The sequence below is a fragment of the Streptomyces sp. NPDC048191 genome, assembly GCF_040652655.1.
Classification (GTDB): domain Bacteria; phylum Actinomycetota; class Actinomycetes; order Streptomycetales; family Streptomycetaceae; genus Streptomyces.
In genome coordinates, this window is record NZ_JBEZMO010000015.1 from 127,246 (window position 1) to 140,170 (window position 12,925).

11 protein-coding genes are annotated in these 12,925 nt (G+C 74.3%); 10 read left to right on the forward strand and 1 reads right to left on the reverse strand.

Annotated elements, in window-relative coordinates:
- Positions 1-79 precede the first annotated feature (79 nt).
- The 9 genes from AB0D93_RS24230 to AB0D93_RS24270 all read left to right on the forward strand — a co-directional run bounded on the left by AB0D93_RS24230 (position 80) and on the right by AB0D93_RS24270 (position 12,071).
- Positions 80-2,533 (forward strand): SpoIIE family protein phosphatase, encoded by a 2,454-nt coding sequence (locus AB0D93_RS24230; RefSeq protein ID WP_362122560.1) that lies wholly within the window; start codon positions 80-82, stop codon positions 2,531-2,533.
- Positions 2,534-2,675: 142 nt separating this feature from the next.
- Positions 2,676-3,395: a class I SAM-dependent methyltransferase gene (locus AB0D93_RS24235; RefSeq protein ID WP_362122564.1), complete on the forward strand. Its 720-nt coding sequence runs from the start codon at positions 2,676-2,678 to the stop codon at positions 3,393-3,395.
- Between the two features lie 291 nt (positions 3,396-3,686).
- Positions 3,687-4,277 carry a glycosyltransferase family 39 protein gene (locus AB0D93_RS24240; RefSeq protein WP_362122821.1) on the forward strand — a complete coding sequence of 197 codons (591 nt, stop codon included), beginning with the start codon at positions 3,687-3,689 and terminating at the stop codon, positions 4,275-4,277.
- 66 nt (positions 4,278-4,343) lie between these two features.
- Positions 4,344-5,177: a M55 family metallopeptidase gene (locus AB0D93_RS24245; RefSeq protein WP_362122566.1), complete on the forward strand. Its 834-nt coding sequence runs from the start codon at positions 4,344-4,346 to the stop codon at positions 5,175-5,177.
- Positions 5,170-6,486: a M20/M25/M40 family metallo-hydrolase gene (locus AB0D93_RS24250; protein ID WP_362122569.1), complete on the forward strand. Its 1,317-nt coding sequence runs from the start codon at positions 5,170-5,172 to the stop codon at positions 6,484-6,486. Before AB0D93_RS24245 ends, AB0D93_RS24250 begins: the two co-directional genes overlap by 8 nt.
- 4 nt (positions 6,487-6,490) lie before the next feature.
- Positions 6,491-8,455 carry a prolyl oligopeptidase family serine peptidase gene (locus AB0D93_RS24255; protein ID WP_362122571.1) on the forward strand — a complete coding sequence of 655 codons (1,965 nt, stop codon included), beginning with the start codon at positions 6,491-6,493 and terminating at the stop codon, positions 8,453-8,455.
- Positions 8,452-9,375 (forward strand): LD-carboxypeptidase, encoded by a 924-nt coding sequence (locus AB0D93_RS24260; RefSeq protein ID WP_362122574.1) that lies wholly within the window; start codon positions 8,452-8,454, stop codon positions 9,373-9,375. The genes AB0D93_RS24255 and AB0D93_RS24260 overlap by 4 nt, the downstream gene beginning before the upstream one ends.
- Positions 9,376-9,465: 90 nt before the next feature.
- Complete coding sequence (locus tag AB0D93_RS24265) at positions 9,466-10,020, forward strand: GNAT family protein (RefSeq protein ID WP_362122577.1); 555 nt, start codon at positions 9,466-9,468, stop codon at positions 10,018-10,020.
- Positions 10,021-10,109: 89 nt separating this feature from the next.
- Positions 10,110-12,071: a DUF5107 domain-containing protein gene (locus AB0D93_RS24270; RefSeq protein WP_362122580.1), complete on the forward strand. Its 1,962-nt coding sequence runs from the start codon at positions 10,110-10,112 to the stop codon at positions 12,069-12,071.
- A 5-nt stretch (positions 12,072-12,076) separates the two neighbouring features.
- Here AB0D93_RS24270 and AB0D93_RS24275 read toward each other — a convergent pair whose 3' ends face one another.
- The gene (locus AB0D93_RS24275; RefSeq protein ID WP_362122583.1) at positions 12,077-12,424 is read right to left on the reverse strand and encodes a VOC family protein; all 348 of its coding nucleotides are present in this window, start codon (positions 12,422-12,424) and stop codon (positions 12,077-12,079) included.
- An 80-nt stretch (positions 12,425-12,504) separates the two neighbouring features.
- Between AB0D93_RS24275 and AB0D93_RS24280 the strand changes: the two genes are divergently transcribed.
- Positions 12,505-12,924 (forward strand): phage holin family protein, encoded by a 420-nt coding sequence (locus AB0D93_RS24280; protein WP_362122586.1) that lies wholly within the window; start codon positions 12,505-12,507, stop codon positions 12,922-12,924.
- Position 12,925: the final 1 nt, after the last annotated feature.

Consider the following 12,925-nt stretch of genomic DNA (forward strand, 5'->3'; position numbering starts at 1 on the left):
GCGACCGGCCGCCGCCGTACCGTAGTGGCGGGCGGCACAGATCGTTTGCGTACAGCCGTGGGGAGAGAGGGCCAGGGCCATGGACCGTGGCAGCGAGCGGGACACACCTCCCGGGCGCGGTGCCGGCACCGCGGCGGCGGGCCGGATTCCGCTGGCCGTGGTCGTCGTCGACCGCGACGGCCTGGTGTCCCACTGGAGCAGTGGCGCGCGCCGCCTGTTCGGCGCGAGCCGGGAGGAGGCCGTCGGGCGGGCCGCGTCCGATCTGCTGCCCGTCTCCGGCGCCCTCCCCGAAGATCTGAACGGCGACGCGATACCGGACGCCTACGAGGCGTACGACGGGTTCGGCCCCGACCTCGAGGCCTCGCTCGGCGGGCACACCGCCTACGCCACCGCCGGCCGCGCCCGGCTCTTCCCGCACGAGCAGGCACCCGAGGACGAGCGGCTCGACGTGCTGTGGTGGGCCTACCCGCTGGTCGGCCCGGGCCCCTCCCGGCTGCTCGTGCTCGCCGCCGACGCCACCCGGCTGCGTGACGAGCGCGGCTACGACCACGAGACCGCCGAACGCATCGCGCCCGGCTTCGCCCGTCACACCGAACTGCCCGCCTCCGAGGAACTGGAACGGCGGCTGCCCGAGATCCTGCCCAGCATGGGCCCGGACCTGAGCGGTCGCATCACCTCCCAGGTGCTCGAACTGGGCTATCCCGTCCTGGAGTTCAGCCAGTACGACCGGGTGCCCGTCACTCCGTACTGGGGCGTGCCCCGGCGTCCCGGCCGCCGGAGCGCCGAAGCCGTCGTACCGCAGCAGCGGCCGGCCGCCGCCGTGGTTCCGGTGGGCGCCGAGCAGGACCTGGAGTACGCCGCCGTGCGGGAGCGGCTGGAGTTCCTCAACGAGGTCAGCTCCGCCATCGGGTCCTCCCTCGACCTCGGCGAGACCATCCGCGAGGTCACCAGCGCCGCCGTGCCCCGGTTCGCGGACTTCGCCGGCACCCATCTACGGGCCGCCGTCCTCGCGGGCGAGGGCTTCCCGGACGGCCCGCCGGACGCGCGGACCGTGATGTTCCGGGTGTGGGTCGAGCACAACGACGAACCGGGCCGGTGGGACGACACCGTGCCGGTCGGCGAGGCCTTCGCCTTCCCCGAGCACACGCCGTTCTACAAGTGCATGAGCACCGGTGAGCCGGTGCTGATCCCGCGGGTCACCGAGGAACTGTCCAATCGCATCGCCGGGGAGTTCGAGAAGCGCGACCTCAGACCGCTGATCGGCGGCCGCTCCCTGCTGATCGTGCCGCTCAAGGCACGCAACGTCGTCCTCGGCTTCATGGTGCTGATGCGCCGCCCCGACCGGCCGCAGTTCGACGACATGGACCGCGCCACCGGAGCCGAACTCGCCGCCCGCGCGGGCCTCGTGCTCGACAACGCCCGCATGTACACCTACCAGGAGAACGTCGCCGACACCCTGCAGGACAGCATGCTCCCGCAGGTCACCCCGCGGATGGCCGGGTGCGACGTCGCCACCCGCTATCTGCCGGGCACCCGGCTCGGCCGGATCGGCGGCGACTGGTTCGACACCATCAAACTGCCCGGCTCGCGCACCGCCCTCGTGGTCGGCGACGTCATGGGCCACGGCCTCAACTCGGCCGCCATGATGGGCCAGTTGCGCACCGCCGTGCAGACCATGGCCACGATGGGGACCCCGCCCGCCCAGCTGCTGCGCAACCTCGACGACCTGGCCCGCAGGCTCGGCGAGACCTATCTCGCCACCTGCCTGTACGCGGTGTACGACCCGATCCGCGGCGAACTGCACCTCGCCAATGCCGGACACATCCCGCCCGTGCTGGTCCGCGCCGAGGACGGCAGCAGCGAACTGCTGGAGCTGCCCACCGGCGCGCCCATAGGCGTGGGCGGAGTGCCCTTCGAGGCCGTCCGGGTCAAGGTCTCGCCCGGCGACCGGCTCGTGCTGTGCACCGACGGCCTGGTCGAGGTGCGCGGCTCCGACATCGGCGAGGGCCTCGCCGCGCTCTGCGAGTCCGCCGCGCACCCGGCCGCCTCCATGGACGACGCGTGCGACACCATCATCCGCGCCCTGAACACGCGCGGCGGCCGCAAGGACGACGTCGCCCTGCTGATGGCCCGCCTCAACGGCATCCCTGACGACCACGTCGCCGAATGGCGGCTCGACGCCGACCCGCGCGAGGTCGCCCGGGCCCGTCGCCTGGTCCGCGCACAACTCCTTCAGTGGGGCCTGCCGCAGGCCGTGGAGACCGCCGAGCTGCTGGTCAGCGAGGTCGTCACCAACGCCGTACGGCACGCCGTGGGCGAGCCGGTCGGGCTGCGTGTGGTGCGCACCGACGCGCTGCTGTTCGAGGTCACCGACGACGAACCCGCCCTGCCCGCCATGCTCGGCGCCGAGCCCTACGACGAGTCGGGCCGCGGCCTGCGTGTGGTCAGCCGGCTGGCCCGGGAATGGGGCGCCAGCGCCACCGGGCACCGCAAGACCGTCTGGTTCGAACAGGTTCTCGCCGGAAGGGGATGACAAGGGGGGCGTGCGGTCTGCGGGCGCGCGCCGCTGGAGATGTCCGGGGTCCGCACTTCCGGTGAAGGTGGCCCCCGGCCCCTTGCCCCGCTCCGGGCGCTCGCGATATCCCGATCACGGAACCGAACCGTGGGGAGATCGCATGAACGTCTCGGACAAGTACCGCAGCAACTGGGAGAGTTACTGGAGCGAGACCTCCGACGGGACCGGCGAGGCGATCTGGGACTGTGATCCCGCCCTGTCCGCCGAACCGTACAGCGCCCTGTTGCTGCCCCACGCGGACCCGGCGCGCACCATCGTCGACCTCGGCTGCGGCAACGGCACCCAGACCCGCTACCTCGCCACCCGGTTCGCCCGGGCCGTCGGCGTCGACCTCTCGCACGCCGCCGTCGAGCACGCCCGCCGGGCCACGCGGGACGACGCGGTGGAGTTCCAGCAGCTCGACCTCACCGACGCCGATGCCGTACGCGCGCTGCACGAGCGGCTCGGCGACGTCAACGTCTACATGCGGGCCGTCATGCACCAGAGCGAACCCGGGGCCCGGCCGGCCGTCGCCGCCGCCGTAGCCGAGCTCATCGGCGGCGAGGGGCGGGCCTTCGTCGTGGAGCTCACCTCCGGCTCCCGGGACGTGCTGAAGCGTGCCGCGACCCAGCAGGGCGGCCCGGGTCCCAAGCTGCAGCGTGTCTTCCAGCACGGCCTCAAGCCCGCCGACGCCGACGACACGGAGATCCCGCGCCTGCTCGGCGAGGCCGGCCTGAAGGTCCTCGCCGAGGGGGAGACCAGCCTGCCGCAGACCGAGTACCTGACCGACGGCACCCGCATCGACCTGCCGGCACGCTGGTTCGTCCTCGTCGGCGGGTAGGCGGTTTCGAAGGCGTGCCGGGGTGGGGGGGGGGGGGGGGCGCGCCCCCCCCCCCCCCCCCCCGCGGCCCCCCCCCCCCCGCTTCCCTTTCCGGAGCACCTGGCTCCGAGTCTGAGGAACGCAGCGCGTGGATCTGGATGTTCGCCCCGGCCCTGCTGCCGGCCGTGTCGGCTTCCTGACATCCCTGCGGCTGGAGGCGTTCGCCCCGAGCTTCGACCTCAGGGCGCACCGCCGTGCCGTCCGCCGCCGGCAGCCGGACCACTACCCGGGCGTCGACGTCTTCCTACCCGTCTGCGGCGAGCCCCTCGAGGTGCTGCCGGGCTCTGCGCGAGCGCCCTGTTCGCCGTCTCCATGCCCACGCTGTTCCTCGGCCACTTCGCCACCTACGACGCGATGGCCGTCTGCCTGCTGGCGCTGACCGCCTGGATGCTGGTGGTGATCGCGCCCCGGCACTGGGCGTGGGCGGCCGCCGTCGCCCCGGCCGCCGCGCTCGCCGTCGGCGTGAAGTACGCCTCGGCGCTGTTCCTGCCCACCCTGGTCCTGCTGTACGTGCTGACCGCCTACCGGCACCACTACACGTGGCGCGCCCTGCTGCGCGGCGCGCTGTTCGGCGCGGCCACCCTCGCGCTGCTCGTCGGCGGGCCGGCGGCCAGTGGCTACCTGTCCGCGATCCAGAGCACCACCACCGCCCGCGCCCACGGCGACACCCCCGCCGGGCAGATCCTCCACGACTCCGCCCGCTGGGCCGGGCCGCTCGTCGCCGTCGCCCTGGCCGGCACGGTCACCTACGCCCGTACCGCCCGGCTCGCCGGTTGGCTGCCGTACCGCACCTCCACGGGCGCCGGGCACGTCGAGATCTGGGTCCGGCAGCGGACGGGCTGACAGCGTGCCGGCCGGCATCGCCGCGGTCGTAGCCTGGCCGCGCCGCGACGCGTAACGTGACGCAGCATGAAGATCCTCATCAGTGCCGACATGGAGGGCGCCACGGGCGTCACCTGGCCGGGCGATGTGCTGCCGGGGACGCCGCAGTGGGAGCGGTGCCGGTCGATGTTCACCTCGGACGTGAACGCCGCGGTGGAGGGCTTCTTCGACGGGGGCGCCGACCAGGTGCTCGTCAACGAGGCCCACTGGAGCATGCGCAACCTGCTGCTGGAGCGGCTCGACGACCGGGTCGAGATGCTCACCGGACGGCACAAGGCGCTGTCCATGGTGGAGGGCGTGCAGCACGGGGACGTCGACGGCATCGCCTTCGTCGGCTACCACGCGGGCGCCGGCATGGAGGGCGTCCTCGCCCACACCTACCTCGCCAACCAGATCACCGGGGTGTGGCTGAACGACGTCCGCGCCAGCGAGGGCCTGCTCAACGCGCGCGTAGTCGCCGAGTACGGCGTCCCCGTCGTCCTCGTCACCGGCGACGACCTCGCCTGTGAGGACGCGCTCGGCTACGCGCCCGAGGCGTTGAAGGTCGCCGTCAAGGACCATGTGTCCCGGTACGCGGCGGTGTGCCGGACCCCCGCCCGTACCGCCGCCGACATCCGCGCCGCCGCGAAGGAGGCCGCCGGGCTGGCGGTGCGCCACGCACCCGCTGCGGCCGGGCCGTTCACGGTCGCGGTGGAGTTCGACGCCGAGCACCTGGCGATGGCCGCGACCGTAGTGCCCGGCGTGGCGCGGACCGGGGAGCGGAAGGTGGCGTACACCAGCGCCACCATGTACGAGGGGATCAGGACGTTCAAGGCGGTCACCACGATCGTCTCCGCCGCAGTGGAGGAGCAGTATGGCTGACCGGCAGGCCGATGAGCTGGCGCTGGCCGAGGTCGTGGAGTTCACCTCCGGACTGATCCGCATCGACACCACCAACCGGGGCGGCGGGGACTGCCGGGAGCGGCCCGCCGCGGAGTACGCGGCCGAACGGCTGGCCGGCGCGGGCCTGGAGCCGGTGCTGCTGGAGCGGACGCCGGGGCGTACGAACGTGGTGACGCGGATCGAGGGCACGGACCCGTCCGCCGACGCGCTGCTGGTGCACGGTCACCTCGACGTGGTGCCCGCCGAGGCCGCCGACTGGAGCGTCGACCCCTTCTCCGGCGAGATCCGTGACGGCGTGGTGTGGGGCAGGGGCGCCGTCGACATGAAGAACATGGACGCGATGATCCTCGCGGTCGTCCGGGGCTGGGCCCGGGCGGGCGTACGGCCCCGCCGGGACATCGTCGTCGCGTTCACCGCCGACGAGGAGGCCAGCGCCGAGGACGGCTCCGGGTTCCTCGCCGACCACCACCCCGAACTGTTCGAGGGCTGCACCGAGGGCATCAGCGAGTCCGGCGCCTTCACCTTCCACGACGGCGCCGGCCGGCAGCTCTACCCCATCGCGGCGGGGGAGCGGGGCACCGGCTGGTTGAAGCTCACCGCCCGTGGGCGGGCCGGGCACGGCTCCAAGGTGAACAAGGAGAACGCGGTGACCCGGCTCGCCGCCGCCGTCACCCGCATCGGAGAGCACGAGTGGCGCCTCCGGCTCACCCCGACGGTACGGGCCGCGCTCACCGAACTCGCGGCCGTGTACGGCATCGAGCCCGACTTCGGGGACATGGACCTGCTGCTGGAGAAGCTCGGTCCGGCGGCCAAGCTGGTCGAGGCGACCCTGCGCAACAGCGCCAACCCGACCATGCTGGACGCCGGTTACAAGCTGAACGTCATCCCCGGCGAGGCGGTCGCCCATGTCGACGGACGCTATCTGCCGGGCGCCGAGGAGGAGTTCACCGCCACCCTCGACCATCTGACGGGCCCGGACGTGGCCTGGGAGTTCGTGCACCGCGAGGTGGCTCTCCAGGCGCCGGTGGACTCGCCGACCTTCGCGAGGATGCGGGCCGCCGTGCGGGAGTTCGCGCCCGAAGGGCACGTGGTGCCGTACTGCATGTCCGGCGGCACGGACGCCAAGCAGTTCTCCCGGCTGGGCATCACCGGCTATGGTTTCGCCCCGCTGAAGCTGCCCGAAGGCCTCGACTACCAGGCGCTGTTCCACGGCGTGGACGAGCGGGTGCCCGTCGAGGCGCTGCACTTCGGGGTTCGGGTGCTCGACCGCTTCCTGCGGACGGCCTGAAGGAATGGGGGGAGAGGTGCGGACGTCGCCGTACGGATCGTGGCCGTCGCCCGTCGACGCGGCACTGGCCGCCGCGCACGACGGGCAGCCGGAGTGGGTGGGCTTCGTCGGGGACGAGGTGTGGTGGACCGAGCCCCGGCCGGCCGAGGGCGGGCGCCGGGCACTGCTGCGGCGCACGGCCGGGGGCGCGGAACAGGTGGTACTGCCCGCGCCGTGGAACGTGCGCAACCGGGTCGTGGAGTACGGCGGCCGGCCCTGGGCCGGGGCGGTGCACGAGGGCACACCGCTCGTCGTGTTCACGCACTTCGCCGACCAGCGGCTGTACCGGTACGAACCCGGCGGCGAGCCCCGTCCGCTGACCCCCCTCCCGCCGAGGGAGGCGGGACTGCGCTGGGCGGACCCGCACATCGACCTCGCGCGCGGCGAGGTGTGGTGCGTGCTGGAGGAGTTCACCGGGGACGGCCCCTCGGACGTACGGCGGGTCCTGGCCGCCGTACCGCTGGACGGGTCCGCCGCCGGGGACCGCGCGGCCGTCCGCGAACTCACCGACGGCCGGCACCGGTTCGTCACCGGGCCCCGCGTCTCGCCCGACGGCGGCCGGGCGGCCTGGCTCGCCTGGGACCACCCCCGCATGCCCTGGGACGGCACCGAACTGCTCGTCGGCGAGATCGGCGACGACGGCACCCTGCACACCGTCCGCACGGTGGCCGGCGGGCCCGAGGAGTCCGTCGCGCAGGCCGAGTGGTCCGCGGACAACCGGCTGGTGTACGCGAGCGACCGCAGCGGCTGGTGGAACCTGTACCGGGACGGCGTCCCGCTGTGCCCGCGGGAGGAGGAGTTCGCCGGACCGCTGTGGAAGCCGGGCCTGCGCTGGTTCGCGCCGCTGGACGACGGGCTGGTCGCGGTCGTGCACGGCCGGGGCGCGAGCGTGCTCGGGATACTCGACGCGGAGTCCGGGGAGATCGTCGACGCCGCCGGGCCGTGGACCGAGTTCGGCGCCACCCTCGCCGTGCACGGCGGGCGGGTCGTCGGGGTCGGCGCCAGCCCGCGCACCGCGCCCGAGCTGGTCGAGCTGGACACCGCCACCGGCCGGGCCCGCGCCGTCGCCGCCCGGCACCGGGACGCCGTCGACCCCGCGTACTACCCCGAGCCGCGGATCCGCACCTTCACCGGACCGGACGGCCGCGAGGTGCACGCCCACGTCTACCCGCCGCACCACCCCGAACGGGCTGCGCCCGACGGGGAGGCGGCGCCGTACGTCATCTGGGCGCACGGCGGCCCGACCGGCCGGGCCCCGCTCGTGCTGGACCTGGCGATCGCCTACTTCACCTCGCGCGGCATCGGGGTCGCCGAGGTGAACTACGGCGGCTCCACCGGCTACGGCCGGGCCTACCGCGAGCGGCTGCGCGAGCAGTGGGGGGTGGTCGACGTCGAGGACTGCGCGGCGGTCGCCCGAGCCCTCGCCGAGGAGGGCACCGCCGACCCGGACCGGCTGGCCATCCGCGGCGGCAGCGCGGGCGGCTGGACCACCGCCGCCTCGCTGACCACGACCGACGTCTACGCCTGCGGCACGATCGTCTACCCGGTGCTGGACCTGGCCACCTGGGGCCCGGGGGAGACCCACGACTTCGAGTCCCGCTACCTGGAGTCGCTGATCGGGCCGCTCGCCGAGGTGCCGGCCCGGTACGCCGAGCGGTCGCCGACCACCCACGCCGACCGGCTCGGCGTGCCGTTCCTGCTGCTCCAGGGCCTGGACGACGTGATCTGCCCGCCCGCCCAGTGCGAACGCTTCCTCGCCCGGATCGAGGGCCGGGGCGTGCCGCACGCCTATCTGACCTTCGCCGGGGAGGGGCACGGGTTCCGCCGGGCCGAGACCATGGTGCGCGCCCTGGAAGCCGAACTGTCCCTGTACGCCCAGGTGTTCGGGCTGGACGTGCCCGGTGTCCCGAGGCTGGAGCTGCACACGTGAAGGAACTGACACGGCCGCGGCGGCTGGCCCCGGGCGCCCGCGTGGCCGTCGTCGCCACCAGCGGGCCGGTGCCCGAGGAGCGGCTCCAGGCCGGGCTCGACGTGCTGCGCGGCTGGGACCTCGACCCGGTCGTGGCACCCCATGTGCTCGACCGGCACGGCGAGTTCGGCTACCTGGCCGGGCGCGACGCCGACCGCGCGGCCGACTTCCAGAACGCCTGGTGCGACCCCTCCGTCGCCGCGGTGCTGTGCGCCCGCGGCGGATACGGGGCGCAGCGCATGACCGACCTGCTGGACTGGGACGCGATGCGGGCGGCCGGGCCCAAGGCGTTCGTCGGCTTCAGCGACGTCACCGTCCTGCACGAGGCCTTCGCCACCCGCCTCGGACTCGCCACACTGCACGGGCCGATGGCGGCCGGCGTCGACTTCGTCAAGAACGCCCGGGCGCAGGAGCACCTGCGGGCCACGCTCTTCGCCCCGGAGACGGTCCGCACGATCGCCTCCGGCGGCACGGCCCTGGTACCCGGCCGGGCGCGCGGTGTCACCCTGGGCGGCTGTCTGTGCCTGCTCGCGGCCGAGCTCGGCACCCCGCACGCGCGGCCCTCGGCGGCCGGCGGGCTGCTGTGCCTGGAGGACGTGGGCGAGGAGACCTACCGGCTGGACCGGTACCTCACCCAACTCCTGCGCGCTGGCTGGCTGGAGGGGGTGCGCGGGGTGCTGCTCGGCTCGTGGGAGAGCTGCCCGGACTACGCCGAGGTGCGGACGCTGCTCGCCGACCGGCTCGGCGGTCTCGGCGTGCCGGTGGTGGAGGAGTTCGGCTTCGGGCACTGCGCGGGCGCCCTGACGGTCCCCTTCGGTGTGGCGGCCGAACTCGACGCGGACGCGGGCACGTTGACCCTGGACGCGCCCGCACTGAGCTGAGCGGCCCGGTCCCGCAGGGGCACGGCGCCGCAAGGACACCCGGGGCGTACAACGGGCGACGCGCGGGCGGGGACGCCGTACGCTGGCCGGATGCCGCACACCGCACCCCACTACCTGGCCGAGGGCCCGCGCGTCGCCATCCGTCACTTCACCCTCGACGACGGCCCCGAGTTCACCGCCCGGGCCCGTGAGAGCAAGGACCTGCACCGGCCCTGGCTGTTCCCGCCCGACACCGAGGACGCCTACGCCGCCTACGCCGGCCGGCTGATCGAGGACCAGTCCAAGGCCGGATTCCTGGTGTGCGAGAAGGACAGCGGGGACATCGCCGGGTTCATCAACATCAACAACATCGTGCGCGGCGGCTTCCAGTGCGGTGCCCTCGGCTACGGCGCCTTCGCGCACGCCGCCGGGCGCGGCCTCATGCGCGAGGGCCTCGACCTGGTCGTCGGGTACGCGTTCGGCCCGCTCGGGCTGCACCGGCTGGAGATCAACGTGCAGCCCGAGAACACCGCCTCGGTCGCGATGGCGCGGGGCGGCGGCTTCCGGCTGGAGGGGTTCTCCCCGGACATGATCTACATCGACGGTGCCTGGCGCGACCACGAACGCTGGGCGCTCACCGCCGAGATGCGCGGCACCGACGCCTGAACACGCGGGCGCGCAGTGGCCCGGGTCCCGGGCCTTTGCGCAATCCTGACCGGCACGTCCCCTGGCCGACTCGACCTCCGCCGGGTTCCATGGTCATCGTGACGAGGATCCGACGTGAGGTACTGACGCTGCCCGCCGCGCAGTTGGGCCCGGACAACCCCCTGCCCCCGCTGCGCCCCCTCGACGAGGTCCACCGGATCGACGAGCGCGACCGGGACGGCATGCCCGCGGACATGGCCCGCCAGCTCGCGTACGAGCCGCTCGCCGGCCTGCTGCCGGTCCGTGTCCGCGACGGCTACGACAGAAACCGCGAGCCCCGCGCCCTGGACGCCCTGGTCATCGAGAACGACCGGCTGCGCGCCACTGTCCTGCCCGGTCTCGGGGGCCGCGTCGCCTCCCTGGTCCACCTGCCCACGGGCCGCGAACTCCTCTACCGCAACCCGGTGTTCCAGCCGGCCAACTTCGCCCTCAACGGCGCCTGGTACTCCGGCGGCATCGAATGGAACATCGGCGCCACCGGCCACACCACCCTCTCCTGCGCACCCCTGCACGCCGCCCGCGTCCCCGCCCCCGACGGCACCGAGATGCTGCGCCTGTGGGAGTGGGAGCGGCTGCGCGACCTGCCCTTCCAGGTCGACCTGTGGCTGCCGGACGGCTCCGACTTCCTCTACGTCGGGGTGCGTGTCCGCAACCCTCACGAGCGCCCGGTGCCGGCCTACTGGTGGTCCAACATCGCCGTGCCCGAGGAGGTCCGGGTCCTCGCCCCCGCGGAGGAGGCGTGGCACTTCGGCTACGAGCGCCGGCTGCGCCGGGTGCCCGTCCCGTCGTACGACGGCATCGACCGCACGTACCCCCTCAACAGTCCCTACGCTGCCGACTACTTCTACGAGGTGCCGGACGGCCGCCGCCGCTGGATCGCCGCGCTGGACGCCGAGGGCCACGGGCTGGTGCAGACGTCCACCGACGTCCTGCGCGGCCGCAAGCTCTTCGTGTGGGGCAACCGGCCCGGCGGCCGGCGCTGGCAGGAGTGGCTGACCGAACCCGGCACCGGCGGCTACTGCGAGATCCAGGCCGGCCTCGCCCGCACCCAGCTCGAACACGTCCGGCTGGAGCCCGAGAGCGAGGTGGCGTGGCTGGAGGCGTACGGACCGCTCGACGCACCGCCCGAGAGGGAGTGGACCTGGGCCGTCCGGGGCGCGGAGGAGCGCCTGGAGACGGCCCTGCCCCGGACCCGCGTGGAGGAGGCGTACGCGGCATGGCGGCCGTGCGCCGACACCGAGCCCGGCGAGGCCCTGGCCTCCGGATCCGGCTGGGGCGCGCTCGAAGTCCTGCGCGCCGACTGGAAACTGCCCGGCACCCCCTTCCCCGAGTCCACCCTCGGCGAGGCCCAGCAGCCCTGGCGGGAGCTGTTGCGCACCGGCTCCCTGCCGGAGCCCCGCCGGGTACGGCCGCCCGGCGAGACCCTCGTCGCCCCGCACTGGCGGGACATGCTGGAGACGGCGCCCGCCACCCCGCACACCGAGTACCACCTCGGGATCGCCCAGTGGCACGCCGGTGACCGCGCCCAGGCCGTCCGCAGCTGGGAGCGCGCCCTCCCACTCGCCCCCTCGCTCTGGCCGCTGCTGCGCTGCCTGGCCGTGGCCGACCAGGAGTACGGCCACCACGAGCGGGCCGCCGAACGGTACGCTGACGCCTTCGACGACCTGTGCCGCGAGCGGCGCGACGACGGCGCGGAATGGACCGCCGCCGTGGCCGCGCTCGGCCGGGACACCCTCCAGGCACTGCTGCGGGCGCGGCGGATCGCGGACGCGCGGGCCGTCTGGGACCGGCTGCTGCCCGCCGTCCGCCGGCGCGGCCGGTTCCGGCTCCTGGAGGCCGAGCTGCTGCTCGCCGAGGGCCGGCCGGCCGAGGCCAGGGCCGTCCTCGACGCCGGGTTCGAGGTCGCCGATCTGCGGGAGGGCGAGGAGGCCCTCGGCCGCCTGTGGTCCCGGCTCACCGACGAACCCCTGCCCGCCCGCCACGACTTCCGGATGCGGCCCGACCCGGCCTGACCGGCTCAGCCGCGCTGGTCGACGTACTCGAACACCGACCCGTCCGGATGCATCGCGAGCAGGTTCCGGCCCGCCGGCGTCGGCACCGGACCCGCGAGGACCGTGGCGCCCAGGTCGGTCAGCAGCCGGTGCGCCTCGTCCACGTCCTCGACGGCGACGGTCGCCGTCACCCTGCGCAGGATCTCCAGTTCCGCCTCCGGGCCGCTCATCAGCAAGAAGGAGCCGATCGCGGCGACCTGGACCCCGCCGCGCTCGAAGCGCAGGGCTCTGCCGCCCGACAGACGCTCGTAGAAGGGGATCGCGGTCTCGAGGTCGTCGACGCAGATGCGCAGCGAGGCGCCCAGAATCTCCATGCGCCCGAGCCTAGTTGGGACGGCCGGGCCCGTGCAGGGCGCCCGTGTTACCGGCTGTGCCCACCGGGTACCCGCAGGTTATGGACCGTTTGGATCACCTGGAACACCTGGACAAGCACCTGGTCGAGGAGCTGGCGCAGGTGGCGCGCGAGACGGTGCGCGACGAGCTGCGCGAGCAGTCCCGCAAGCAGCGCCGCACCGCCACGCTCTACGCCGCCTCCGGTGCCGCCGCCCTGTACGCGGGCGCCGCGCTGGCCCTCGCCGTCGGCCTGGCCCTGGCGATCGGCCTGCCCGGCTGGGGCGCGGCGCTCATCACTGCGGCGGTCATGGCCATCGTGGCCTACGCCCTGCGCGGCGCGGCCCACCCGAAGCACGCCCACCCGTCGGCACCGGGCCACGTCGTCGGCGGCACCCCGCCCGGCGCCCCGCCGAGCGGCCTGGGCATGCCCTACCCGCCGATGCCCACGAAGCCGCCGGAGACCGGCGACCACAGGGCCTGAC

What these genes read in the sequence shown, in the direction of transcription:
- AB0D93_RS24270 (WP_362122580.1), top strand. Translation starts at nt 10,110, where the DNA reads ATGGTCATCGTGACGAGGATCCGACGTGAGGTACTGACGCTGCCCGCC.
- AB0D93_RS24235 (WP_362122564.1), top strand. Translation starts at nt 2,676, where the DNA reads ATGAACGTCTCGGACAAGTACCGCAGCAACTGGGAGAGTTACTGGAGC.
- AB0D93_RS24250 (WP_362122569.1), top strand. Translation starts at nt 5,170, where the DNA reads ATGGCTGACCGGCAGGCCGATGAGCTGGCGCTGGCCGAGGTCGTGGAG.
- AB0D93_RS24265 (WP_362122577.1), top strand. Translation starts at nt 9,466, where the DNA reads ATGCCGCACACCGCACCCCACTACCTGGCCGAGGGCCCGCGCGTCGCC.
- AB0D93_RS24280 (WP_362122586.1), top strand. Translation starts at nt 12,505, where the DNA reads ATGGACCGTTTGGATCACCTGGAACACCTGGACAAGCACCTGGTCGAG.
- AB0D93_RS24275 (WP_362122583.1), bottom strand. Translation starts at nt 12,424, where the DNA reads ATGGAGATTCTGGGCGCCTCGCTGCGCATCTGCGTCGACGACCTCGAG.
- AB0D93_RS24255 (WP_362122571.1), top strand. Translation starts at nt 6,491, where the DNA reads ATGGGGGGAGAGGTGCGGACGTCGCCGTACGGATCGTGGCCGTCGCCC.
- AB0D93_RS24230 (WP_362122560.1), top strand. Translation starts at nt 80, where the DNA reads ATGGACCGTGGCAGCGAGCGGGACACACCTCCCGGGCGCGGTGCCGGC.
- AB0D93_RS24245 (WP_362122566.1), top strand. Translation starts at nt 4,344, where the DNA reads ATGAAGATCCTCATCAGTGCCGACATGGAGGGCGCCACGGGCGTCACC.